The organism is Pantoea sp. K16 (genome assembly GCF_048452805.1).
Taxonomy (GTDB): Bacteria; Pseudomonadota; Gammaproteobacteria; order Enterobacterales; family Enterobacteriaceae; genus Pantoea; species Pantoea agglomerans.
The window spans coordinates 49,040-73,395 of record NZ_JBLWNV010000007.1; the positions used below are offsets into that span (position 1 = coordinate 49,040).

The 24,356-nt window shown below is 55.5% G+C and carries 23 protein-coding genes and 2 tRNA genes; 23 read left to right on the forward strand and 2 right to left on the reverse strand.

What is annotated here, in order from left to right; genetic code table 11:
* Nucleotides 1–60 precede the first annotated feature (60 nt).
* Nucleotides 61–135 (forward strand) — tRNA-Gln (locus tag ACK13D_RS10955).
* A gap of 30 nt (nucleotides 136–165) precedes the next feature.
* Nucleotides 166–240 (forward strand) — tRNA-Gln (locus tag ACK13D_RS10960).
* 107 nt (nucleotides 241–347) lie between these two features.
* Here the strand turns inward: ACK13D_RS10960 and ubiF are convergent.
* Nucleotides 348–1,520 carry a 3-demethoxyubiquinol 3-hydroxylase gene (ubiF, locus tag ACK13D_RS10965; RefSeq protein WP_061704234.1) on the reverse strand — a complete coding sequence of 391 codons (1,173 nt, stop codon included), beginning with the start codon at nucleotides 1,518–1,520 and terminating at the stop codon, nucleotides 348–350.
* Between the two features lie 172 nt (nucleotides 1,521–1,692).
* On the opposite strand from ubiF, the gene miaB reads away from it, so the two are divergent.
* The 9 genes from miaB (at nucleotide 1,693) to ACK13D_RS11010 (ending at nucleotide 11,111) form a co-directional block, all read left to right on the forward strand.
* Nucleotides 1,693–3,117: a tRNA (N6-isopentenyl adenosine(37)-C2)-methylthiotransferase MiaB gene (gene miaB / locus ACK13D_RS10970; protein WP_158131922.1), complete on the forward strand. Its 1,425-nt coding sequence runs from the start codon at nucleotides 1,693–1,695 to the stop codon at nucleotides 3,115–3,117.
* A 209-nt stretch (nucleotides 3,118–3,326) separates the two neighbouring features.
* Complete coding sequence (locus ACK13D_RS10975) at nucleotides 3,327–4,388, forward strand: PhoH family protein (protein ID WP_010258952.1); 1,062 nt, start codon at nucleotides 3,327–3,329, stop codon at nucleotides 4,386–4,388.
* Nucleotides 4,385–4,858, forward strand: coding sequence for an rRNA maturation RNase YbeY (ybeY, locus tag ACK13D_RS10980; RefSeq protein WP_418796338.1), 474 nt, complete (start codon nucleotides 4,385–4,387; stop codon nucleotides 4,856–4,858). The genes ACK13D_RS10975 and ybeY overlap by 4 nt, the downstream gene beginning before the upstream one ends.
* 82 nt (nucleotides 4,859–4,940) lie before the next feature.
* Entirely contained in the window at nucleotides 4,941–5,822 is an 882-nt protein-coding gene (gene corC, locus ACK13D_RS10985; protein WP_008925004.1) for a CNNM family magnesium/cobalt transport protein CorC, read from the forward strand.
* Between the two features lie 4 nt (nucleotides 5,823–5,826).
* Nucleotides 5,827–7,350 (forward strand): apolipoprotein N-acyltransferase, encoded by a 1,524-nt coding sequence (gene lnt, locus ACK13D_RS10990; protein ID WP_010258955.1) that lies wholly within the window; start codon nucleotides 5,827–5,829, stop codon nucleotides 7,348–7,350.
* Nucleotides 7,351–7,790: 440 nt separating this feature from the next.
* Nucleotides 7,791–8,687, forward strand: coding sequence for an amino acid ABC transporter substrate-binding protein (locus ACK13D_RS10995; protein ID WP_010258958.1), 897 nt, complete (start codon nucleotides 7,791–7,793; stop codon nucleotides 8,685–8,687).
* Between the two features lie 280 nt (nucleotides 8,688–8,967).
* Nucleotides 8,968–9,708 (forward strand): amino acid ABC transporter permease, encoded by a 741-nt coding sequence (locus tag ACK13D_RS11000; protein ID WP_010258960.1) that lies wholly within the window; start codon nucleotides 8,968–8,970, stop codon nucleotides 9,706–9,708.
* Nucleotides 9,708–10,385, forward strand: a complete 678-nt coding sequence (gltK, locus tag ACK13D_RS11005; protein WP_010258961.1) for a glutamate/aspartate ABC transporter permease GltK — start codon at nucleotides 9,708–9,710, stop codon at nucleotides 10,383–10,385. The genes ACK13D_RS11000 and gltK overlap by 1 nt, the downstream gene beginning before the upstream one ends.
* Nucleotides 10,386–11,111 carry an amino acid ABC transporter ATP-binding protein gene (locus ACK13D_RS11010; RefSeq protein ID WP_010258962.1) on the forward strand — a complete coding sequence of 242 codons (726 nt, stop codon included), beginning with the start codon at nucleotides 10,386–10,388 and terminating at the stop codon, nucleotides 11,109–11,111.
* 58 nt (nucleotides 11,112–11,169) lie between these two features.
* Here the strand turns inward: ACK13D_RS11010 and ACK13D_RS11015 are convergent, their stop codons facing one another.
* Nucleotides 11,170–11,652 (reverse strand): zinc ribbon-containing protein, encoded by a 483-nt coding sequence (locus ACK13D_RS11015; protein WP_010258963.1) that lies wholly within the window; start codon nucleotides 11,650–11,652, stop codon nucleotides 11,170–11,172.
* A gap of 222 nt (nucleotides 11,653–11,874) precedes the next feature.
* On the opposite strand from ACK13D_RS11015, the gene leuS reads away from it, so the two are divergent.
* From leuS to lipB, 12 genes are all read left to right on the forward strand, one after another.
* Nucleotides 11,875–14,457, forward strand: a complete 2,583-nt coding sequence (leuS, locus tag ACK13D_RS11020; protein WP_418796342.1) for a leucine--tRNA ligase — start codon at nucleotides 11,875–11,877, stop codon at nucleotides 14,455–14,457.
* A gap of 14 nt (nucleotides 14,458–14,471) precedes the next feature.
* A complete protein-coding gene (gene lptE, locus ACK13D_RS11025) occupies nucleotides 14,472–15,071 on the forward strand; it encodes an LPS assembly lipoprotein LptE (protein WP_010258965.1) in 600 nt (199 codons plus the stop codon).
* Nucleotides 15,068–16,099: a DNA polymerase III subunit delta gene (holA, locus tag ACK13D_RS11030; protein WP_010671276.1), complete on the forward strand. Its 1,032-nt coding sequence runs from the start codon at nucleotides 15,068–15,070 to the stop codon at nucleotides 16,097–16,099. Before lptE ends, holA begins: the two co-directional genes overlap by 4 nt.
* Nucleotides 16,092–16,736, forward strand: coding sequence for a nicotinate-nucleotide adenylyltransferase (gene nadD / locus ACK13D_RS11035; protein WP_022626055.1), 645 nt, complete (start codon nucleotides 16,092–16,094; stop codon nucleotides 16,734–16,736). The genes holA and nadD overlap by 8 nt, the downstream gene beginning before the upstream one ends.
* Before the next feature lie 92 nt (nucleotides 16,737–16,828).
* Complete coding sequence (gene rsfS, locus ACK13D_RS11040; RefSeq protein ID WP_010258968.1) at nucleotides 16,829–17,146, forward strand: ribosome silencing factor; 318 nt, start codon at nucleotides 16,829–16,831, stop codon at nucleotides 17,144–17,146.
* Nucleotides 17,147–17,149: 3 nt separating this feature from the next.
* Entirely contained in the window at nucleotides 17,150–17,620 is a 471-nt protein-coding gene (rlmH, locus tag ACK13D_RS11045; RefSeq protein WP_010258969.1) for a 23S rRNA (pseudouridine(1915)-N(3))-methyltransferase RlmH, read from the forward strand.
* Nucleotides 17,621–17,654: 34 nt separating this feature from the next.
* Nucleotides 17,655–19,559 (forward strand): peptidoglycan DD-transpeptidase MrdA, encoded by a 1,905-nt coding sequence (gene mrdA, locus ACK13D_RS11050; protein ID WP_010258971.1) that lies wholly within the window; start codon nucleotides 17,655–17,657, stop codon nucleotides 19,557–19,559.
* An 8-nt stretch (nucleotides 19,560–19,567) separates the two neighbouring features.
* Nucleotides 19,568–20,680, forward strand: a complete 1,113-nt coding sequence (mrdB, locus tag ACK13D_RS11055; RefSeq protein ID WP_010258973.1) for a peptidoglycan glycosyltransferase MrdB — start codon at nucleotides 19,568–19,570, stop codon at nucleotides 20,678–20,680.
* Nucleotides 20,681–20,690: 10 nt separating this feature from the next.
* Nucleotides 20,691–21,788, forward strand: coding sequence for an endolytic peptidoglycan transglycosylase RlpA (gene rlpA, locus ACK13D_RS11060; protein ID WP_010671273.1), 1,098 nt, complete (start codon nucleotides 20,691–20,693; stop codon nucleotides 21,786–21,788).
* A gap of 131 nt (nucleotides 21,789–21,919) precedes the next feature.
* The gene (dacA, locus tag ACK13D_RS11065; RefSeq protein WP_010258977.1) at nucleotides 21,920–23,131 is read left to right on the forward strand and encodes a D-alanyl-D-alanine carboxypeptidase DacA; all 1,212 of its coding nucleotides are present in this window, start codon (nucleotides 21,920–21,922) and stop codon (nucleotides 23,129–23,131) included.
* Between the two features lie 100 nt (nucleotides 23,132–23,231).
* Nucleotides 23,232–23,495 carry a DUF493 family protein YbeD gene (gene ybeD, locus ACK13D_RS11070; protein ID WP_003854030.1) on the forward strand — a complete coding sequence of 88 codons (264 nt, stop codon included), beginning with the start codon at nucleotides 23,232–23,234 and terminating at the stop codon, nucleotides 23,493–23,495.
* An 80-nt stretch (nucleotides 23,496–23,575) separates the two neighbouring features.
* Nucleotides 23,576–24,235: a lipoyl(octanoyl) transferase LipB gene (gene lipB / locus ACK13D_RS11075; protein ID WP_029519432.1), complete on the forward strand. Its 660-nt coding sequence runs from the start codon at nucleotides 23,576–23,578 to the stop codon at nucleotides 24,233–24,235.
* Nucleotides 24,236–24,356: the final 121 nt, after the last annotated feature.

The window sequence follows — 24,356 nt, forward strand, 5'->3', positions numbered from 1 at the left end:
AGCACAGCACTCATAATGCTGGGGTCACAGGTTCGATTCCCGTCGTAGCCACCATATAATTGGGGTGTCGCCAAGCGGTAAGGCACTGGTTTCTGATACCAGCATTCCGGGGTTCGAATCCCTGCACCCCAGCCATACAAAAGACAATTTGAAAAACACCATTATTGGGGTGTCGCCAAGCGGTAAGGCACTGGTTTCTGATACCAGCATTCCGGGGTTCGAATCCCTGCACCCCAGCCAAATTGCACAACCTGGCCCGCTTTTGCGGGCTTTGTTGTTTTTGTCGTTCCCCTTCCTGATTTCCTGATTGCAGGCCCGCCGTATGGCGAGCCGACATGCGCAATCTGCTATAACCCCAGCGCGTAGCGCAATACCTGCCGCTTCAGTACCCCGGAATGTTCGGCGGCAATCAATCCGAGATTACGTGCAAACCGCAGCGGTGCCAGCTGATTGCTGAAGGCAAAATAGAACAGATCCATACCGCCCTGCATCAGCATATTGTCTTTACGACGTTGCCGATGATAGCGCTGCAATACGCGCTCGGATGCCCAATCTTCCGCCGCACCGCGTGCGCTGACCAGCACATTAATCAACGCATCAATATCGCGATAGCCCAGATTCACGCCCTGCCCGGCCAGCGGATTAATGGTATGCGCGGCATCACCGACCAGCGCCAGTCCTGGCAGGACATACCGTGAAGCGTGACGCCGTACCAGCGGGAAGCCGCCAGCCGCATGGGCTTTAAAACGTCCCAGCCGCGCCGGGAAGTGGCTGGCTATCTCTTTTTCCAGCTGGGCCATCGGCATCGCCTGTAGCTGGCGGACTCTTGCAGGCGCGTCATACCAGACCAGCGAGGCCCGGTTGCCATACAGCGGTAAAAAGGCGCGCGGTCCCTGAGGCGTAAAGTGCTGCCAGGTCGCATCGCCTGCCGGATGTTCGCAGGTCACGCTGATCAGTAAACAGGATTGCGCATAGCTCCAGCCATGAATACCGATCCCGGCCATCTGTCGCACCTGAGAGTTCGCGCCATCAGCCCCAACCACCAGGCGTGTATGCAGGGCAACGCCGTCGTTGAGGTCGATGCGCCAGCCGCCATTTTCTGGCTGCAGGTTCTCCAGTGTGGCCGGGCAATAGCAGGTCACGCCCAGCGACTGCATCTCCTCCCATAACGCCCGCTGAAGCACGCTGTTCTCGACCATAAAGCCCAGTTCAGGCAGTCCCAGCGAGGCCGCATCAAAACTCACCTGCGCCGTCTGCCACTCCCAGGTTTCCAGCCTGCGATAGGGCGCGCTGCGCATCGCCTCTACCCGTGGCCAGACGTTGAGCTGCTTCAGCAACCCCACCGAGGATGACCCAATCGCCGAAATTCGCAGATCGGGATCGCTGTCGGCATCAAAAGGCGCGGGTTCGGCACGCTCAATCACCGCAACGCGAAAATGTTGCTGCGTCAGTCCACAGGCCAGCGCCGCACCGACCATGCCACCGCCAACAATCACTACATCAAACTGATTATCCTGCATTGCTTATGTCCCTCTCTTATTCCCGCCAGCCTGCGCAACACGGGTCTGAATAAAGCAAAGTGTACCGGAAAACCGGATTGCTGGCAGAAAAGCCCTGAGGCTGGTCACAACAGCATCAAAGCATTACAATACGCGCCCCGCACTTCACTGCACTGAATCAATGGTTAGCGCGATGACAAAAAAACTGCATATCAAAACCTGGGGATGTCAGATGAATGAGTATGATTCATCCAAGATGTCTGATCTGCTGAACAGTACGCACGGCTATACGCTGACCGAGGTTCCTGAAGAGGCGGATATTCTGCTGCTTAACACCTGTTCTATTCGCGAGAAAGCGCAGGAGAAAGTATTCCACCTGCTGGGACGCTGGAGAAAACTCAAAGAGCGCAACCCGGATGTGATTATCGGCGTGGGCGGCTGCGTGGCGTCGCAGGAAGGGGATCATATCCGCCAGCGTGCGCCCTGCGTGGATATCGTTTTTGGTCCGCAGACACTGCACCGCCTGCCAGAGATGATCAACACCGTGCGCGGCACCAAAAGCCCGGTGGTCGACATCAGCTTCCCGGAAATCGAGAAATTTGATCGCCTGCCGGAACCGCGCGCAGACGGCCCGACTGCCTTTGTCTCCATCATGGAAGGCTGCAACAAATATTGTACTTTCTGTGTGGTGCCTTACACCCGTGGCGAGGAAGTGAGCCGTCCCAGCGATGACATTCTGCTGGAGATCGCTCAGCTGGCGGCGCAGGGCGTGCGTGAAGTTAACCTGCTTGGCCAGAACGTTAACGCCTATCGTGGTGCCACCTTTGATGGTGAAATCTGTACCTTCGCTGAGCTGCTGCGCCTGGTCGCCGCCATCGACGGTATCGACCGCATTCGCTTCACCACCAGCCACCCGATTGAGTTCACCGATGACATCATCGAGGTCTACCGCGATACGCCGGAACTGGTGAGCTTCCTGCACCTGCCGGTTCAGAGTGGATCAGACCGTATTCTGACGCTGATGAAGCGTGCTCATACCGCGCTGGAGTATAAGGCGATTATCCGCAAGCTGCGCGCGGCGCGCCCGGATATTGAGATCAGCTCTGACTTCATCATTGGTTTTCCCGGCGAAACTCAGCAGGATTTCGAGCAGACCATGAAGCTTATTGCCGAGATCAATTTCGACGTCAGCTTCAGCTTTATCTACTCTGCCCGTCCCGGCACGCCCGCCGCTGACCTGCCGGATGATGTCAGCGAAGAGGAGAAAAAGCAGCGTCTGTGGATCCTGCAGGACCGCATTAACCAGCAGGCGCAGGCGATCAGTCGCCGCATGGTAGGCACAGTGCAGCGTATTCTGGTGGAAGGCATCTCCCGCAAGAACGTGATGGAAGTCTCTGGCCGCACCGAAAATAACCGCGTGGTGAATTTCGAAGGCTCGCCTGAAATGATCGGCCGCTTTGTGGATGTTGAAATTGTCGATGTCTACACCAACTCGCTGCGCGGCAAACTGGTGCGTACTGAAGAAGAGATGGGGCTGCGCATGTCGGAAAGCCCGGCGTCCGTGATCGCCCGTACCCGTAAAGAAAATGAAATCGGCGTGAGTCTGTTCCAGCCGTGATGCCCGCTTTACTGTGCGGCAGCGCGCATCGCGTTGCCGCCAATTTCACTTTGCACCACTTGCTTTCTGAAAGTGTCGCCCAAATATCTCTCCATAAGCTTGCGCCCAGGCGTTACGGCATAAATAATTTCGTTATGGTGCATCCGGTTAAGTTTAACGGTGCGTCAGACACATCCCATAACTGGCCCTGAGTGACCCAAAGGATTCGTTTGAATATCGAAACTCGTGAAATCGCCCTTGAACCGGCTGATAACCGTCGTCTGATGAGCCTGTGTGGGCCTTTCGACGATAATGTAAAACAGCTTGAGCGTCGTCTGGGCATTGAGATCAATCGTCGCGACAACGTTTTTAAGCTGTCAGGACGTCCACTTTGCGTCAATGCCGCAGCAGATATTCTGAAAACCCTCTATGTCGATACCGCGCCTGTGCGTGGCGATATTCCGGATATTGAGCCTGATCAGATTCACCTGGCGATCAAAGAGAGCCGGGTACTGGAGCAAACCGCTGAGAGCGTGCCGGAGTACGGTAAAGCGGTCAATATCAAGACCAAGCGCGGTGTGATCAAGCCGCGCACCCCAAACCAGGCCCAGTACATCGCTAATGTGCTCGACCACGATATCACCTTTGGTGTCGGCCCGGCGGGTACCGGTAAAACCTATCTGGCGGTAGCCGCGGCAGTGGATGCGCTGGAGCGTCAGGAGATTCGCCGCATCATGCTGACCCGCCCTGCCGTCGAAGCGGGTGAAAAGCTCGGCTTTCTGCCAGGCGATCTGAGCCAGAAAGTCGACCCTTATCTGCGTCCGCTCTACGATGCGCTGTTCGAAATGCTCGGCTTCGAGCGGGTGGAAAAGCTGATGGAGCGCAACGTCATTGAGGTCGCCCCGCTGGCCTACATGCGTGGTCGTACCCTGAACGATGCGTTTATCATTCTTGATGAGAGCCAGAACACCACCATCGAGCAGATGAAAATGTTCCTGACGCGTATCGGCTTTAACTCTAAAGCGGTGATTACCGGCGACGTTACCCAGATTGACCTGCCGCGTCACGTCAAGTCAGGCCTGCGTCATGCCATTGAGGTGCTGGCGGACGTTGAAGAGATCAGCTTCAACTTCTTCCACAGCGAAGATGTGGTGCGCCATCCGGTAGTTGCCCGCATTGTTACCGCCTATGAAGCCTGGGAAGCGGCCGATCAGACCCGTCGTGACCAGCAGGCCGAAGAGCGTAAACGTGAAGCACTGGCTGCACAGAGCGCCACGCAGGAGAGCAAATGAGCGAGGTGATTCTCGACCTGCAGGTCGCCTGTGACAACACCGCTGACCTGCCTGATGAAAGCCAGTTTCATCGCTGGCTGTCAGCGGCTGTCACCCCTTTTCAGCCGGAAAGCGAAGTTACGGTGCGTCTGGTTGATGAAGCGGAGAGTCATGAGCTTAATCTGACTTATCGCGGCAAAGACAAGCCGACCAACGTCCTCTCTTTCCCGTTTGAACCACCGCCGGGCATTGAGCTGCCGCTGCTGGGCGATCTGATCATCTGCCGCCAGGTCGTTGAGCAGGAAGCCGCTGAACAGGGTAAAAGCGTTGAAGCCCACTGGGCACATATGGTGGTACACGGCTCGCTGCATCTGCTGGGTTACGACCATATTGAAGACGACGAAGCGGACGAGATGGAAGGGCTGGAGACCGAGATAATGCTTGCTCTTGGGTATCCTGATCCGTACATTTCGGAGAAAGAAGACGCCTGAATCCTGAATTCAGTCAATCCTGCTGTCAGTACAGGCTACTGACAGCACCTATTCCTCACCAGAGAGATCTATAAAAACCGCCATGAGCGACGACCATTCTCAAAACAGCGATGCACCCAGTAGTAAAAAGGGATTTTTCTCCCTGTTGATCAACCAACTCTTTCACGGTGAACCAAAAAGCCGTGATGAGCTACTGGAGCTGATCCGCGACTCGAATAACAAAGAGCTGATTGACCAGGACACCCGCGACATGCTCGAAGGGGTACTGGATATTGCGGAGCAGCGCGTGCGTGACATCATGATCCCGCGCTCGCAAATGATCACCCTGAAACGTAATCAGAGCCTCGAAGAGTGTCTGGATGTCATCATCGAATCCGCCCATTCTCGTTTCCCGGTGATCAGCGAAGATAAAGATCATGTGGAAGGGATTCTGATGGCGAAAGATCTGCTGCCGTTTATGAGCAGCGAATCTGAGCCTTTCAGCATTGAGAAAGTGCTGCGTCCTGCGGTGGTTGTGCCTGAAAGTAAGCGTGTCGACCGGATGCTGAAAGAGTTCCGCTCCCAGCGTTACCATATGGCGATCGTCATTGATGAGTTTGGCGGTGTCTCCGGTCTGGTGACCATTGAAGACATCCTGGAGCTGATCGTCGGTGAAATTGAAGATGAGTATGACGACGAAGAAGATCGTGATATCCGTCAGCTCAACCGTCACACCTTTACCGTGCGTGCACTGACCGCCATTGAAGATTTCAACGAGGTGTTTGGCACCCAGTTCAGTGACGATGAAGTCGACACCATCGGTGGTCTGGTAATGCAGGGCTTCGGTCATCTGCCCGCTCGCGGTGAAAGCATCGAGATTGAGGGTTACCAGTTCAAGGTGGCGATGGCTGACAGCCGCCGCATCATCCAGGTTCACGTGACTATTCCGGAAAATTCGCCACAACCTCAACTGGAAGACGAATAAGTCTATGGCTTTAGCCTCACTCTACCCGCGTCAGCGGGTTCGCCTGCTGCTGGCTTTAATAACGGGTGCACTTGGCACCCTCGCCTTTTCTCCCTACGATTTCTGGCCCGCCGCACTGCTCTCGCTGTGCGGCTTACAGCTGCTGACTCTTAACCGCTCCAGCCCGCAGGCCAGCGCCATTGGGTTTGTCTGGGGTTTAGGTCTGTTCGGCAGTGGCATCAACTGGGTTTATGTCAGTGTCGCCACCTTTGGCGGCATGCCTGGCCCGGTCAATGTCTTTATCGTGGCGCTGCTGGCGGCTTATCTGGCAATCTACCCGGCGCTGTTTGCCGGCGTACTGAATCGCATCTGGCCGCGAACGACGCTGTGGCGCCTGGCGCTGGCGGCACCGGCATTGTGGCAGATCACCGAGTTCCTGCGCGGCTGGGTGCTGACCGGCTTTCCGTGGCTGCAGTTTGGTTACAGCCAGATCGATGGTCCGTTAAAAGGCCTGGCCCCACTGGCGGGCGTAGAGACGCTGACCTTCCTGCTGATGGTGGTGGCTGGCCTGCTGGCTTATGCCCTGCAACAGCGCAACGTCAGAAGTCTGGTAGCAGCGCTGCTGCTGCTGGCATTGCCATGGCCGTTGCGCTACATCCAGTGGGTTCAGCCGATGCCCGAGCGGGCCGTCGAGGTGGCGCTGGTGCAGGGAAACATCCCGCAATCGATGAAGTGGGATCCGCAGCAGCTGCTCACTACCCTGCGCATTTACAACGGTCTGAGTCAGCCGCTGATGGGCAAAGCGCCGATTATTATCTGGCCTGAATCGGCAATTACCGATCTGGAGAGTAATCAGCAGCCGTTCCTGCGTTCGCTGGATGACGAACTGCGTGAGCGTGGCAGTTCGCTGATCACCGGCATTGTGGACTCCCGGCTGGAGCAGAACCGATATCACGATTACAACACCGTAATCGTGCTGGGCGGTAAAGCGCCGTACAACTACTTCAGCGGCAATCGTTACCAGAAGAATCACCTGGTGCCGTTTGGCGAATTTGTGCCGCTGGCCGATCTGCTGCGTCCGCTGGCCCCGTTCTTCGATCTGCCGATGTCGGCATTCAGTCGTGGCAACTACCTCCAGCCGCAACTCAGCGTGGCGGGCTATAACCTGACCAGCGCCATCTGTTATGAGATCGTGCTGGGTGAACAGGTGCGGGCCAACTTCCATCCCGACACCAACTTCCTGTTGACCGTTTCGAACGATGCCTGGTTTGGTCACTCTATCGGCCCATGGCAGCACTTCCAGATGGCGAGGATGCGTGCGCTGGAACTGGGACGTCCGCTGTTGCGCAGCACCAATAATGGTGTGACGGCGGTGGTCAATGCCAGTGGTGATGTGGAAGCCATGCTGCCGCAGTTTACCCGCGATGTGCTGACCAGCAAGGTTACGCCAACGCAGGGAGAAACCCCGTATGCGCGGGCTGGCATCTGGCCAGTGTGGTCACTGACGCTGCTGGCGGCGGTGATAGCCCTGCTGCGTCGGCGTCGATAACCTCCCCTCCTGTGCTCACAGAAGGCGAAGCACGTGCTTCGCCTTTTTCATGGTGACTCTCCGGTTTTTTTCACTCCCCACGCCGCACACTCTGCTGTCTTTCTAACCCATTACCTCTTTCTGGCACGATGATTGCAAAATGTTTCACTGCTTTTCGCAAACTGGCTGATTGCAGGCGCTGATGCCGGGCGGGTTGCACCAAAACAATTGACGCTGCTGCACCATTAACGCGCAGGGTGAAAAAATTGCCTTTTTTTGGTGCGTATCACCTCGCAAAAAAGAAACTTTTTTGTTTCATTGCGTTAACAATCCGCTATGTTAATGACTCTTCTGCGCCCGTTTAAACCGCAGAATGAGCAGAAACGCAGCAGAAAACAGACACAACATCATAATCAGCGCAGGTTATATCCTGTGCCTTTTTCATACGAAGGAGTTGGAACATGCAACTACGCAAAGTGGCATTATCTCTTCTGCTGATCAGCGCAGCGGCGGGAGCGGCCCAGGCGGAAGATCTCAGCGGCACCCTGAAGAAGATCAATGACAATGGCGTCATTGTGGTCGGGCATCGCGAATCATCAGTTCCCTTTTCTTATTATGACAACCAGCAAAAAGTCGTCGGCTACTCACAGGCTTACTCAAACGCCATCGTTGAAGCGATTAAAGCAAAGCTGAACAAGCCTGATCTGCAGGTCAAAATGATCCCGATCACCTCACAAAACCGTATTCCGCTGCTGCAAAACGGCACCTACGATTATGAGTGTGGCTCGACCACCAATAACCTTGAGCGCCAGAAACAGGCCGCCTTCTCAGACACTATTTTTGTTATCGGCACCCGTCTGCTGGTGAAGAAAGATGGCCCGATCAAAGATTTCGCTGACCTGAAAGGCAAAACCGTAGTGGTGACCTCAGGTACCACCTCTGAAGTGCTGCTGCACAAACTCAACGACGAACAGAAACTGGATCTGCGCATCATCAGCGCAAAAGATCACGGTGACTCCTTCCGTACGCTGGAAACCGGTCGTGCCGTAGCCTTTATGATGGATGATGCCCTGCTGGCAGGCGAACGCGCCAAAGCCAAAAAGCCGGACAACTGGGAAATTCTGGGCACGCCACAGTCAAAAGAAGCCTATGGCTGCATGCTGCGTAAAGATGATCCGCAGTTCAAAGCCCTGGTGGATGAAACCATTGCTAAAGCCCAGACCTCTGGCCAGGCAGAAAAATGGTTCGACACCTGGTTCAAACAGCCGATTCCACCAAAGAACCTGAACATGAACTTTGAGCTCTCTGATGACATGAAAGCGCTGTTCAAAACACCAAATGATAAAGCACTGAATTAACAACAAAATACCCAATGGATTTCAGATTGCATTGAGGCAGCAGAAAAATGACTCCCGATGAGCCTGCTCCGGTAAGTGATTCGGGTGAGTGAATGTAGCCAACAAAAATGCAGCCTGAAAGACGACGGGTATAACAAGGGCGGCCTGGCTGCCCTCTCGATTGCTGAAACCGCGGCATGGACAGACAGACTGACACGGGTCGTTCCCCTGAGTCAGGAAATAAAACGCCGTTCATCAATCTTCAGGGTAGCTTAGCTACCCTTTTTTTCCGGAGCTCGTTATGGGTATCGATTGGAACTGGGGCATATTCCTCGAACAGGCCCCGTTCGGTAACACGACCTACCTCGGCTGGCTGTGGTCCGGTTTTCAGGTGACAATTGCCGTCTCCTGCTGCGCCTGGATTATCGCCTTCTGTGTGGGTTCATTTTTCGGCATTCTGCGCACCGTGCCTAATCGCCTGCTGTCGACCATTGGCACCTGCTATGTCGAACTGTTTCGTAACATCCCACTGATCGTCCAGTTCTTCTTCTGGTATCTGGTGGCGCCCGAGCTGGTGGGCGAAAAGCTTGGCATGTGGTTTAAGTCTGAGCTGGATCCCAACATTCAGTTCTTCCTCTCCTCGATGATCTGTCTTGGCCTGTTTACCGCCGCCCGCGTCTGCGAGCAGGTGCGCGCAGCGATTCAGTCACTGCCGAGTGGACAGAAGAATGCCGGTCTGGCGATGGGCTTAACCCTGCCGCAGACCTATCGCTATGTGCTGCTGCCGAATGCGTATCGCGTGATTGTGCCGCCGATGACCTCGGAAATGCTGAACCTGGTGAAGAACTCCGCTATCGCCTCCACCATTGGTCTGGTCGATATGGCGGCACAGGCGGGCAAACTGCTCGACTATTCTGCCCACGCCTATGAATCCTTTACCGCTATTACGCTGGCCTACGTTGCGATTAACCTGGTGATTATGTTGTTGATGAGTCTGGTCGAGCGCAAAGTCCGGCTGCCAGGCAATGCGGGAGGCAAGTAATGTACGAGTTTGACTGGAGTTCGATTACACCCAGCCTGCCCTATCTGCTTAATGGCTTAGTGATCACCTTTAAGATCACGATTACCGCCGTGGTCTTCGGCATCCTGTGGGGCACTCTGCTGGCGGTGATGCGCCTGTCGACGTTTAAGCCTATCAGCTGGTTCGCTAAAATTTACGTCAACCTGTTCCGCTCGGTGCCGCTGGTCATGGTGCTGCTGTGGTTCTATCTGGTCGTGCCGAGTTTTCTGCAGCAGGTGCTGGGCCTGTCGCCCAAAACGGATATCCGACTGATTTCAGCCATGGTCGCCTTTTCGCTGTTCGAAGCGGCGTACTACTCTGAAATTATTCGCGCCGGCATCATCAGTATCTCGCGTGGACAGGGCAGTGCGGCTCTGGCGCTGGGCATGACGCAGTGGCAGGCAATGCGACTGATCATCCTGCCACAGGCGTTCCGCGCCATGGTTCCGCTGTTACTGACGCAGGGTATCGTGCTGTTCCAGGATACCTCGCTGGTTTATGTCTTAAGCCTGGCGGACTTCTTCCGTACCGCGTCCACCATTGGTGAGCGTGATGGCACCCAGGTTGAAATGGTTCTGTTTGCAGGTCTGGTCTACTTCGTTATCAGCCTGAGCGCATCGCTGTTGGTCAGCTATCTAAAAAGAAAAAGGACGGTTTAAATGATTAGCCTGAAAAATGTTTCTAAGTGGTATGGTCACTTTCAGGTGCTGACCGACTGCTCAACCGACGTCAAAACCGGTGAAGTGGTGGTGGTGTGCGGCCCGTCCGGCTCCGGTAAATCAACGCTGATCAAAACGGTGAACGGCCTTGAGCCGATTCAGCAGGGCGTGATTGCGGTGAACGGCACCGAGGTGAATAACAAAAAGACTAATCTTGCGCAGCTTCGCAGCCAGGTCGGGATGGTGTTCCAGCACTTCGAGCTGTTTCCGCATCTGAGCATTATCAACAACCTGGTTCTGGCGCAGGTAAAAGTGCTGAAGCGCGACAAAGCGGCAGCCCGCGATAAAGGGCTGAAGCTGCTGAAGCGTGTGGGTCTTTCCGCCCATGCTGAGAAGTTTCCCGGCCAGCTCTCAGGCGGTCAGCAGCAGCGTGTGGCGATTGCGCGAGCGCTCTGCATGGACCCTATCGCGATGCTGTTTGATGAACCCACCTCCGCGCTGGATCCGGAAATGATCAACGAAGTGCTGGATGTAATGGTTGAACTGGCACAGGAAGGGATGACGATGATGGTGGTGACCCATGAGATGGGCTTCGCCCGTAAGGTTGCCAATCGCGTGATCTTTATGGATGAAGGGAAAATTATCGAAGACACCAACAAAGATGACTTCTTTAATAACCCACAGTCTGAGCGCGCTAAAGATTTCCTCGCTAAAATTCTGCACTAAACCTGACGAACAGGCGGGTCACCCAGGGTGGCCCGCTTCATTTAGCTACACCACACTATCAGGGTTCAAACGGCTGACGCTGGAACTGATCGTTGCCGCATTCCGGACAACGTGACAGCGTTTCAGGCGTGTAGATTGCCCGGGTGAACTGGCATTTCTCACAGACCAGATTGCCCAGCCCCACCACTTCCCCACTCTGATAAACCCCGTGATGATGCAGATCCTGGAAGACCTCTCGCCACTCCAGCTGACTTTTATCGGTGATATCCGCCAGCTCTTTCCAGACGCTCTCGCGGATGATGCGCATAAACAGTGAGTCCGCTAGCGGTTCTTCCACATCGGTGTAGCTGCGTGCAAACTCGCCCAGATCACGGCGCACTGAGCTGAGCGCCTGGTCAATCTCCTGTTCCGTCATATCATCGCGCACCAGCAACTGGCTTCGTCGCCCGGCAATCAGCTCATCAAGGTTACGATCGCCCTGACGAAGACGTTCGGTCAATACGGCTAACGACTCGCGATATTCCTGAGCCACTTTATTCATTTTGTTCTCCTTTATGCAGACCCTCGCTGAACTAAGTTTAGTCGTAATGTTGCTTTTGCCGTGTCGTCTGTACAGTGAATTACAAAAGGGTGAAGGCTCTGACGCTTTCGGCAGAAATCGTGCCGGCAAAAGTGGGAAGTGTTGTTGATACGCGGCCTTATGGGTATGCTATGCGGATCTTAGAGCCAGAAAAATGTTTTTCATAAAGGACCACAGGCAGCCATGCAAGAGCAATACCGCCCGGAAGAAATTGAATCCCGTGTGCAGCAGCACTGGGATGAAAACGAAACGTTTAAAGTGACTGAGCAGGAAGGTAAAGAGAAATACTATTGCCTCTCCATGTTGCCCTATCCTTCTGGCCGCCTGCACATGGGCCACGTTCGTAACTACACCATCGGCGACGTAATCGCGCGTTATCAGCGTATGCTCGGCAAAAACGTACTACAGCCGATTGGCTGGGATGCTTTCGGCCTGCCTGCGGAAGGCGCTGCGGTGAAAAACAACACCGCTCCGGCCCCGTGGACTTACGACAATATCGCCTACATGAAAAACCAGCTCAAACTGCTGGGCTTTGGCTATGACTGGAGTCGTGAACTGGCAACCTGCCAGCCAGAGTACTATCGCTGGGAACAGTGGTTCTTTACCAAACTGTATGAAAAAGGCCTGGTCTATAAAAAGACCTCTGCCGTGAACTGGTGCCCGAACGATCAGACGGTGCTGGCGAACGAGCAGGTGATCGACGGCTGCTGCTGGCGCTGCGACACCAAAGTTGAGCGTAAAGAGATCCCGCAGTGGTTTATCAAAATCACCGATTATGCGGAAGAGCTGCTGAACGACCTGGATACGCTGGAAGAGTGGCCTGAGCAGGTCAAAACCATGCAGCGTAACTGGATTGGCCGCTCTGAAGGTGTCGAAATCACCTTCGATGTGGCTGACAGCGAAGAGAAGGTCACCGTCTACACCACCCGCCCGGATACCTTTATCGGCGCAACCTATGTTGCCGTTGCCGCAGGCCATCCGCTGGCGACCCAGGCGTCGGTCAATAATCCGGCGCTGGCTGACTTTATCGCTGAATGCCGCAATACCAAAGTGGCCGAAGCCGATATGGCGACCATGGAGAAGAAAGGCATGGTGACCGGCCTGTCTGTTGTTCATCCGCTGACCGGCGAGCTTATCCCGGTCTGGGTTGCCAACTTCGTACTGATGGAATATGGCACCGGCGCTGTGATGGCGGTTCCGGCGCACGATCAGCGCGACTGGGAGTTTGCCACTAAATATGATCTGCCGATTAAGCCGGTCATCCTGAATCTGGATGGTTCCATTCCTGATGTCAGCATCGCGGCGATGACTGACAAAGGTGCGCTGTTCAACTCAGGTGAGTTTAACGGCATGGATCACGCCACCGGTTTTAACGCCATTGCGGATTCGCTGGCGGCAAAAGGCGTGGGCGTGCGTAAAGTGAACTACCGCCTGCGCGACTGGGGTGTCTCCCGTCAGCGCTACTGGGGTGCCCCTATCCCGATGGTGACGCTGGAAGATGGCACCGTCATGCCTGCACCAGAAGACCAGTTGCCGGTGATCCTGCCGGAAGATGTGGTGATGGATGGCATTACCAGCCCAATCAAAGCGGATCCGGAGTGGGCTAAAACCACGGTAAACGGCCAGCCTGCTCTGCGTGAAACCGACACCTTTGACACCTTCATGGAGTCTTCCTGGTACTACGCGCGTTATACCTGCGCCAGCTACAAGGAAGGCATGCTGGATCCGGCAGCGGCAAACTACTGGCTGCCGGTCGATCAGTATGTGGGCGGTATTGAACACGCCATCATGCACCTGATGTATTTCCGCTTCTTCCACAAGCTGCTGCGTGACGCGGGCCTGGTGAACTCCAATGAGCCAGCCAAACGTCTGCTGTGCCAGGGCATGGTGCTGGCTGACGCCTTCTACTACCTTGGTGCCAACGGCGAGCGTAACTGGGTTTCACCGGTTGACGTTGAGGTTGAGCGGGATGAGAAAGGCCGCATTGTTAAAGCCACAGACACGCAGGGCCGCGAAGTGATCTACGCGGGCATGAGCAAAATGTCGAAGTCGAAAAACAACGGCATCGACCCACAGCTGATGGTTGAGCGTTACGGCGCGGATACCGTGCGTCTGTTTATGATGTTTGCTTCACCGGCGGATATGACGCTGGAGTGGCAGGAGTCGGGCGTTGAAGGGGCGAACCGCTTCCTGAAACGTGTCTGGAAGCTGGTCTTCGAGCATACACAGAAAGGTGCGACCGTGGCACTGGATGTGGAGAGCCTGAATGACGAGCAGAAATCGCTGCGTCGCGATCTGCACAAAACCATCGCCAAAGTGGCGGATGATATTGGCCGTCGTCAGACTTTCAACACCGCCATTGCGGCGATCATGGAGCTGATGAACAAACTGGCACGCGCCCCGCAGGAAAGCGAGCAGGATCGCGCCCTGATGCAGGAAGCGCTGCTGGCCATCGTCCGTCTTCTCTATCCGTTTACCCCGCACGCCTGCTATGTTCTGTGGCAGACGCTGGGTGGCGAAGGCACTATCGATGAAGCGAGCTGGCCGGTTGCGGATGAAGCCGCTATGGTTGAAGATTCGCTGCTGGTAGTGGTTCAGGTTAACGGTAAAGTGCGCGGTAAAATCACCGTGCCAGCCGATGCAACACAGGAACAGGTTCAGGCACGCGCTGCGCAGGAGCATCTGGTAGCGAAGTATCTGGACGGCGTGACTATCCGTAAAGTCATTTATGTACCGGGCAAACTGCTTAACCTGGTCGTAGGTTAAGTTCAGGAGGAACTGTGCGACATCCGATTATCAGGCTGTTTGTCATGCTGGCGGTGGTGATCACCGCTGGCTGTGGTTTTCATCCGCGCGGCACCACTCAGGTGCCCAGCGAACTGAAAACCCTGATTGTTTCAACCGGCGATCCTTATGGGCCGCTGGCGCGTACTGTGCGTCAGCAGCTGCGTATCAACGATGTCAAAATTGTTGAAGACAGCAAACAGAATCGCACCGATATTCCAACGCTGCGCCTGGGGCCTGAATCCTCGGGCCGTAACACGGCTTCGGTCTTTATCAGCGGCACCACTGCCGAGTATCAGCTGGTGATGACCCTCACCGCACAGGTGCTGCTGCCGGGCAAAGGTATCTATCCTATCAGCACCACGGTTTATCGGTCATTCTTCGATAACCCGAACGCTGCGCTGGCAAAAGATGCCGAGCAGGATCTGATTACGCAGGAGATGCGTCAGCGTGCTGCTGAACAGCTGGTACGTAAACTGCTGACGGTACACGCCGCGCAGATCAACAGCAAAGAGACCTTACCGGCGTCAGTGATTCCGGTGCCGGGTCAGGGTTCACAGGAAGCGCCCACTTCCTCTGCTACCAGCCTGCAATGATCAGGATTTATCCTGAGCAACTCAGCGCGCAGCTCCGTGAGGGGCTGCGCGCCTGTTATTTGTTAGCCGGTAACGAACCGCTGCTGCTGCAGGAAAGTTCAGATGCGATTCGCGTCGCCGCAACCGCGCAGGGATTCGAAGAACATTTTAGTTTTACGCTGGATGCACAGACTGACTGGGAGAGCCTGTTCGTCAGTTGCCAGTCACTGAGTCTGTTTGCTCAGCGTCAGACCATGACGCTGCAATTCCCCGATAATGGCCCCAACGCCGCGATGGCAGAACAGCTGGTTAAGCTGTCGCAGTTGCTGCACGCCGATATTCTGCTGATCTGCCGGATGGCGAAGCTGACCAAAGCGCAGGAAAACAGCGCCTGGTTTAAAGCGTTGTCCGCCTCTGCGGTACTGGTGCCCTGTCAGACGCCTGAACAGGCGCAACTGCCACGCTGGGTCGTTAATCGCGCTAAGGCGCTGAAATTATCGGTGGATGACGCAGCCGTGCAGCTGTTGTGTTACTGCTATGAAGGCAATCTGCTGGCGCTGGCGCAGGCGCTTGAGCGGCTCTCGCTGCAGTGGCCCGACGGCAAGCTGACACTGCCCCGGGTTGAAGAGGCGGTCAGTGATGCCGCGCACTTTACTCCTTTCCACTGGGTGGATGCCCTGCTGGCGGGAAAAAGCCGCCGCGCCCTGCATATTCTGCATCAGCTGGAGAAAGAAGAGAGCGAAGTGGTGATACTGCTGCGTACGCTGCAGCGTGATCTGCTGACGCTGCTGCATCTGCAACGCCACCAGACAGCGCAGCCGCTGCGTACGCTGATGGATCAGCAGCGCATCTGGCAGAATCGCCGTGCGCTGTTTACCGACGCGCTGCAACGAGTGGATGCCACGCGTCTGCAACGCGCCATTCATCTGCTGAGTCAGATTGAAATCACCCTGAAGCAGGATTATGGACAGCCGGTGTGGCCGCAGTTACAGACCCTGACGCTGCTGCTCAGCAGTCGTGCTTTTCCGACGAGCTTTGCCCATGTCTGAGTTACACGCACTGTTTGGCGGCACCTTTGATCCGATTCATTTTGGCCATCTGCGCCCGGTCGAAGCGCTGGCGCAACAGACCGGCCTGCAGCGTGTGACGCTGCTGCCCAACAATGTGCCGCCGCATCGTCCGCAACCGGAAGCCAGCGCTGCCCAGCGGGTTGCTATGCTGCGCTGCGCTATCCGCGACCTGCCGCTGTTTGAGATCGATACCCGCGAGCTGGAACGCGACACGCCGTCCTGGACCGTGACCACCCTGGAAGCCTGGCGCACCGAACGCGGTGCAGAGCAGCCGCTGGGATTTATTATTGGTCAGGATTCATTGCTGAGCTTATCAAAATGGCATCGCTGGCAGGATCTGCTGTCACTCTGCCATCTGCTGGTGTGCCAGCGCCCCGGCTATCCGACCCGGTTCGACTCGCCTGACATGCAGCGCTGGCTTGAGCAACACCTCGCTCAGGATATCCGGCAGCTGCATCAGCAGCCCGCAGGCCATATCTGGCTGGCGGACACCCCTCTCTATGACATTTCGGCCACTGAAATTCGCCGCCGTCGCCACCAGAATCAGCCCTGCGACGATCTGTTGCCCGCTGCGGTTATCGATTATATCGACCGCGAAGGCTTATATCGCGACTGATCCGGGCATGCTATACTGCGCCGCTTAATTTTTTGGCTGCACTCTCCGGGCTTACAGCCGGCTCGTTACCACCAGATTCCAAGGGGAACCTTTTGCAAGGTAAAGCACTCCAAGAGTTCGTTATTGATAAGATTGATGATCTCAAAGGCCAGGACATTGTTACCATCGACGTTCAGGGCAAATCCAGCATCACTGATTTCATGATCATCTGCACCGGCACCTCCACGCGTCATGTGACTTCGATCGCAGAACACGTAGAGCAGGAGTCGCGTTTAGCAGGCCTGATGCCATTAGGCATTGAAGGTAAAAGCGCGGCAGACTGGGTCGTGGTCGATCTGGGTGATGTCATCGTGCATGTGATGCAGGAAGAGAGTCGCCAGCTGTATGAGCTGGAAAAACTCTGGGGCTAATCGGTGAAACTGCAACTTGTTGCCGTCGGCACGAAAATGCCTGACTGGGTGCAGACCGGTTTTATGGAATATCTGCGCCGCTTCCCGAAAGATATGCCGCTTGAGCTGACCGAAGTGACCGCAGGTAAACGCGGTAAAAATGCTGATATCAAACGCATCCTTGAAAAAGAGGGTGAAGCGATGTTAGCGGCGGTCGGCAAAGGCAATCGCATCGTTACGCTGGATATTCCTGGTCATCCGTGGGAAACCCCGCAGCTGGCACAGCAGATTGAACGCTGGAAGCTGGATGGTCGCGATGTCAGCCTGCTGATTGGCGGGCCTGAAGGCCTGGCCCCCGCCTGTAAAGCGGCGGCAGAGCAGAGCTGGTCACTGTCAGCATTGACGTTGCCCCATCCGCTGGTGCGCGTGCTGGTAGCCGAAAGTCTGTATCGGGCCTGGAGCATAACGACAAATCATCCTTATCATCGTGAATGACCGATCAGCCCACATCAGACATGACAAGTAGCGGATGAAATTACAAAGCAACGCCTTTCGCGATTACAGCGCCGAACAGAAACTCTTTGTCCGTCGGGCCTTTATCGCCTTCGTCGGTATCTTACTGCTCTCTTCAGTACTGGTGGTTAACCTTTACCACCTGCAGATCCTTCGCTTTGATGATTACAGCACCCGCTCCAACCAGAACCGTATCAAACTGGTGCCTGTGGCCCCCAGCCGCGGCATAATTTACGATCGTACCGGCACGCCGCTGGCGCTGAACCGCACCATCTATCAGGCAGAACTGGTTCCGGAAAAAGTTGATAATCTGCAACAGACCCTGGAAAACTTACGCCCGATTCTTGAGCTGACTGACGACGACCTCGAAAACTTCCAGAAAGAGCGTAAACGCTCACGTCGTTTCACCTCTATCCCGGTTAAAACCGGTCTGAATGACGTGCAGGTCGCGCGTTTTGCGGTCAATCAGTACCGCTTCCCCGGCGTGGAAGTTAAAGGTTACCAGCGCCGCTACTACCCTTACGGTGCCACGCTGACGCATGTGGTCGGCTACGTCTCAAAAATCAACGATCGTGACGTTGCACGCCTCGACAAAGAGGGCATATGGCCTAACTACGCCGCGACGCACGACATCGGTAAGCTGGGCATTGAAGCCTATTACGAAAATTTGCTGCACGGCAAAACCGGCTTTGAAGAGGTTGAGGTCAACAACCGTGGCCGGGTCATTCGCCAGCTGCATGAGGAGTCCCCTCAGGCAGGCCGTGATATCTATCTGACTATCGATCTCAAACTGCAGCAATATGTCGAGACCCTGCTGGCGGGCAGTCGCGCGGCCGTCGTGGTCAGCGATCCGCGCACCGGCGAAATCCTCGCCATGGTCTCAACGCCCAGCTATGACGCCAACATGTTTGTCGACGGTATTTCCAGTAAGGATTACCGCGGCCTGCTGGAAGATGAAAACCGTCCGCTCTATAACCGTGCGATTCAGGCTGCCTATCCACCGGCTTCGACGGTTAAACCTTATGTGGCGGTCTCTGCCCTGAGTGCTGGCGTGATTAACCGTAATACCAGCCTGTTTGATCCCGGCTGGTGGCAACTTCCTGGTTCAGAAAAACGCTTCCGCGACTGGAAAAAATGGGGCCACGGGCGTCTGAACGTCACCAAAGCGCTGGAAGAGTCTGCCGATACCTTCTTCTATCAGGTTGCCTATGACATGGGCATCGACCGTCTGTCGGAGTGGATGAATAAATTTGGTTACGGCAGCCGTACCGGCATCGATTTACCGCAGGAGAGCGCCGGTAACATGCCGACCCGTGACTGGAAACAGAGACGCTTTAAAAAGCCGTGGTATCAGGGCGATACCATTCCGGTGGGGATCGGACAGGGTTACTGGACCGCTACGCCGTTGCAGATGAACAAAGCGATGATGATTCTGATCAACGACGGCGTCGTCAAGGTGCCGCATATGCTGCGCGCCACCCGCGAAGGCCGCACCCTGGTGCCCTATCGCCAGCCGCCTGAAGCCCCGATTGGTGATATCCATTCCGGCTACTGGGAAATTGCCAAAGATGGCATGTATGGCGTGGCGAACCGGCCCAACGGCACCGCGCACAAGAGCTTCGCCGATGCGCCCTATAAAATCGCCGCCAAGTCCGGTACGGCTCAGGTCTTTGGCCTGAAAGAGAACGAAACCTATAACGCCCATAAAATTGCTGAACGATTACGCGACCATAAATTAATGACCGCGTTTGCCCCTTATGACAAACCTCGGGTCGCCGTGACCATTATCCTGGAAAACGGTGGCGCCGGTCCGGCTGTCGGCACCGTCATGCGCCAGATTCTGGATCACATTATGTTGGGTGATAACAATACAGTCCTGCCGGACGCCGCTCCTGTGCCGCCCGGTTATGAAGGTGAATAAACATGTCGATGCAAGATAGTCCGCAGAAACGTTCGATCTGGATGCGCATCCACATCGATCCGCTGTTTATGCTGATCATTCTCGGCCTGCTGACCTACAGCGCTGTGGTGATCTGGAGCGCCAGTGGTCAGGACCCCGGCATGATGGAGCGTAAACTCGGTCAGATCGCGATGGGGCTGGTCATCATGATTGTGCTGGCGCAGGTACCGCCGCGCGTCTATGAAGGCTGGGCGCCCTATCTTTATATTGTCTGCGTCATTCTGCTGGTGGCGGTGGATGCCTTTGGGCAGATCAGTAAAGGCGCTCAACGCTGGCTCGATCTCGGCTTTGTGCGTTTTCAGCCCTCTGAGATTGCCAAGATAGCGGTGCCTTTAATGGTGGCGCGCTTTATCAACCGCGATGTCTGTCCGCCGACGCTGAAAAATACCGGCATTGCGCTGATTCTGATCTTCCTGCCCACCCTGCTGGTGGCGGCACAGCCCGATCTCGGCACCTCAATTCTGATTGCCGCCTCCGGCTTGTTTGTGCTGTTCCTCTCGGGTATGAGCTGGAAACTGATTGGCGTAGCCGTGTTGCTGGTCGCCGCCTTTATCCCGATTTTGTGGTTTTTCCTGATGCACGATTATCAGCGTGACCGCGTGATGATGCTGCTCGACCCGGAAACGGACCCGCTGGGTGCCGGTTATCACATTATCCAGTCGAAAATTGCTATTGGCTCAGGAGGCCTGCGCGGTAAAGGCTGGCTGCAGGGCACCCAGTCTCAGCTGGAGTTTTTGCCGGAACGTCATACCGACTTTATCTTTGCGGTTCTGGCTGAAGAGTTAGGCCTGGTTGGCGTGCTGCTGCTGCTGGCCCTTTATCTGCTGCTGATCATGCGGGGATTGGTTGTGGCAGCCCGGGCGCAGACCACCTTTGGCCGGGTAATGGCGGGCGGTTTAATGCTGATTTTATTCGTTTATGTTTTCGTTAACATTGGCATGGTTAGTGGTATCTTACCGGTAGTTGGCGTGCCGCTGCCGCTGGTCAGTTATGGCGGCTCCGCGCTTATCGTGCTTATGGCGGGATTTGGCATTGTGATGTCGATCCACACTCACCGAAAAATGTTATCTAAAAGTGTCTAAGAGGCTGCAGATGCGTAAGGAATGGCTTGGCGTTGCACTGGCATCACTGGTTCTGGCGGCCTGTACCACGCCGGAACCCCAAAATACGGCGCCGCCGCAACCGGCTTACAATGGACCGGTGGTGGAGATTCCAGGCGTTGAGCCACGTTATGAGCCGATCAATCCAGGCACCAGCCAGGATTACAGCGTGAACGGCAAAAATTATCGCGTCATCAAAGATCCGTCGAACTACAGTGAAGTCGGCCTGGCCACCTGGTACGGCGAAGAGGCGCAGGGCAACCGCACCGCTACCGGCGAAGCCTACGATCCTGATGCACTGACCGCGGCCCACCCTACTCTGCCGCTGCCGAGCTATGTGCGCGTGACCAATATCGCGAATGGCCGTCAGATTGTGGTGCGCGTTAACGATCGCGGCCCTTACACGCCAGGACGCATTATCGACCTGTCGCGGGCTGCCGGTGACCGCCTGAATATCTCCAACAATTCGCGCGTGCGGGTTGATTACATCAAGGTCGCCCCAGACGGTTCGCTCTCTGGCCCCGGCACCATCGGGACCGTCGTGGCAAAACAGAGCTACTCTCTGCCTGCCCGTCCGGACCTGAGTGGTGGCGCGGTGATGAACGGCGGCAGCGCAGCCCCCTCAGAGCCGCCTGCGCAAAATGTTGAGGCCATCAGCAACAGTACGCTGCAAAGCGGTGACAACATGGGCGCGCCGGTGCAGAGCAGCGGCTTTCTTGGTGCACCCCAGCCATTAGCGACCGGCGTACTGGAAGGTAACGAACCGCCAGCCGCCGCACCCGCCAGTTCCGCACCGGCAGTCAGCAATGCTGCTCCCGCAGCAGCCAGCGCCGCGCCTGCAGCCAGCAGTGGTGGTGCCGACGGATATGTAGTGCAGGTCGGTGCGCTGAATGACCCGGCGCGTGCCCAGCAGATGATGAAAAGCCTGAGCCAGCGTTATGGCGTGCCCGGTAAGGTAGAAGACGCGGGCAACAATGTGTATCGCGTTCAGCTCGGCGGTTACGCCTCCCGCGCCGAAGCGGCAGCGCTGCAACAGCGTCTGAGCAGTGAAGGCCAGGCCGCCTCATTTATTACTAACACGCGTCGCTGAACCGTTTATCAGACAGCTGCACGTTACGTCTGCTAACAACCCAATCATCACGTCCGGTGCCAGTTAATCTGGCATTGGGTATGATGAGTGACATTTTCAACCTCAAACTCACGGATGTTGTAGTCCTACACATGAACACGCTGAAATCATCTCGTTTGCTGAAACGCCTGACAGTGGGATCACTGATCGCTTTCTCTCTCAGCCATGCTGCTATTGCTGATGACGTCAATCTCAAGACCATGATTCCGGGCGTGCCGGACATTGATGCCGAAGCGTACGTCCTTATCGACTACAACTCAGGCAAAGTGCTGGCAGAGAAAAATGCCGATGCACGCCGCGATCCTGCCAGTCTGACCAAGATGATGACCAGCTATGTCATTGGTCAGGCCGTTAAAGCGGGTAAAATTCATCAGGACGATATGGTCACCGTCGGCCCGGATGCCTGGGCGACCGGCAACCCGGTGTTCAAAGGCTCCTCGCTGATGTTCCTGAAGCCAGGCGACCGCGTGCCGGTTTCTCAGCTGACCCGTGGGATTGTGCTGCAGTCCGGTAACGACGCCTGTGTTGCGATGGCTGACTATGTCGCTGGCAGCCAGGATGCGTTCGTTAATCTGATGAACAATTACGTCAAAGCGATTGGCCTGCAGAATACCCACTTCCAGACCGTCCATGGTCTGGACGCTGAAGGTCAGTACAGCTCCGCGCGCGATATGGCGTTGATCGGTCAGGCGCTGATCCGTGACGTGCCGGAAGAGTATGCTGTCTATAAAGAGAAAGAGTTCACCTTCAATAATATCCGTCAGATGAACCGTAACGGTCTGCTGTGGGATACCAACCTGAATGTGGACGGCATCAAAACCGGTCATACCAACTCAGCCGGTTACAACCTGGTGGCGTCTGCGACTGAAGGCCAGATGCGCCTGATTTCTGCTGTGATGGGCGGTCATACCTACAAAGGCCGTGAGACCGAGAGTAAGAAACTGCTGACCTGGGGCTTCCGTTTCTTTGAAACCGTGGCGCCACTGAAAGCGGGCAAAGAGTTCGCCTCTGAGCCAGTCTGGTTCGGCGATAACGACCGTGTGCAGCTGGGCGTGGAAAAAGATGCTTACCTGACCATCCCACGTGGCCGCATGAAAGATCTGAAAGCCAGCTATGTGCTGACCAACACGGAACTGCATGCACCACTGAAGAAAAATCAGGTGGTCGGCAGCATCAACTTCCAGCTGGATGGCAAGACTATCGAACAGCGTCCGCTGGTGGTACTGAACGAGATCTCTGAAGGAGGTTTCTTTGGCCGTATCGTTGATTACATCAAGCTGATGTTCCATCACTGGTTCGGTTAAGCGTGGCGGGTGATTGAAAAATCACCCCTTCGCCCCCATTACACGATATTATGTTGCTCCCGCTCAGGCGGGAGCCTGTTTTTTATGCACCGGAGTTAATATGAAAACCAAACTGAATGAGCTGCTCGAATTTCCTACCCCATTTACCTACAAAGTAATGGGTCTGGCACAACCGGAGCTGGTTGATCAAGTGGTTGAAGTGGTGCAACGCCATGCGCCAGGCGACTACAGCCCTGAAGTTAAGCCGAGCAGCAAAGGCAACTATCACTCCGTCAACATCACTATCACCGCCACCCACATCGAGCAGGTAGAACGCCTGTACGAAGAGCTGGGCAACATCGAAATTGTGCGGATGGTACTGTAATTTACGGGTCGGCAAGGCGCCTCTGCCTGACGGTTTGCCGACGTTATCCTCAGCGTTATTTCCTTTAGCGGGCTATCGTTTTGTCAGTTGAAACTCTTCTTGTCCGCCAGTCAGGTCTGCGCGACTGGCAATCTGTCTCCGACGCCATGCATCACTATACCGACCAGCGCAACGACCAGAGTCGTGATGAAATCTGGCTGGTTGAACATCCTCCGGTCTTTACTCAGGGTCAGGCGGGCAAAGCAGAGCATCTGCTGATGCCAGGCGAGATCCCGGTGGTGCAGAGTGACCGTGGGGGTCAGGTCACCTATCACGGGCCAGGACAGCAGGTGATGTACGTCCTGATCGATGTAAAACGCCGTAAGCTCGGCGTACGCCAGCTGGTGACCATTCTGGAAGAGACGGTTATCGCCACCCTTGCAGAGTTTGGCGTCAGCGCCCGCGCCCGTGCTGATGCACCTGGCGTCTACGTCGGGGAAGAGAAGATCTGTTCACTGGGATTACGCATCCGTAAAGGCTGCTCGTTTCACGGTCTGGCGCTGAATGTTGCTATGGATTTGTCGCCCTTCCTGCGCATCAATCCCTGTGGTTACGCCGGCATGAGCATGACCCAGTTGAAAAATTTCCAGCCAGAGGTGACGACGGAGCAGGTACACTCTCCGCTGGTCAGCGCGTTTGCGCGGCTGTCAGGTTATGAAAATGTTGAATGGATTTCAGGGGATCTCCCTGTTAAACCTTAACGCAGAATGCGAATTTACAAATATGTAACTTATCCGCGCTGACTGTGGCTGCTTCGCAGGCGATGTGATGATATAATTTTTGCACTTTTTTCAAATAAAGTTGAAAGCAGCCTTCCCGGTT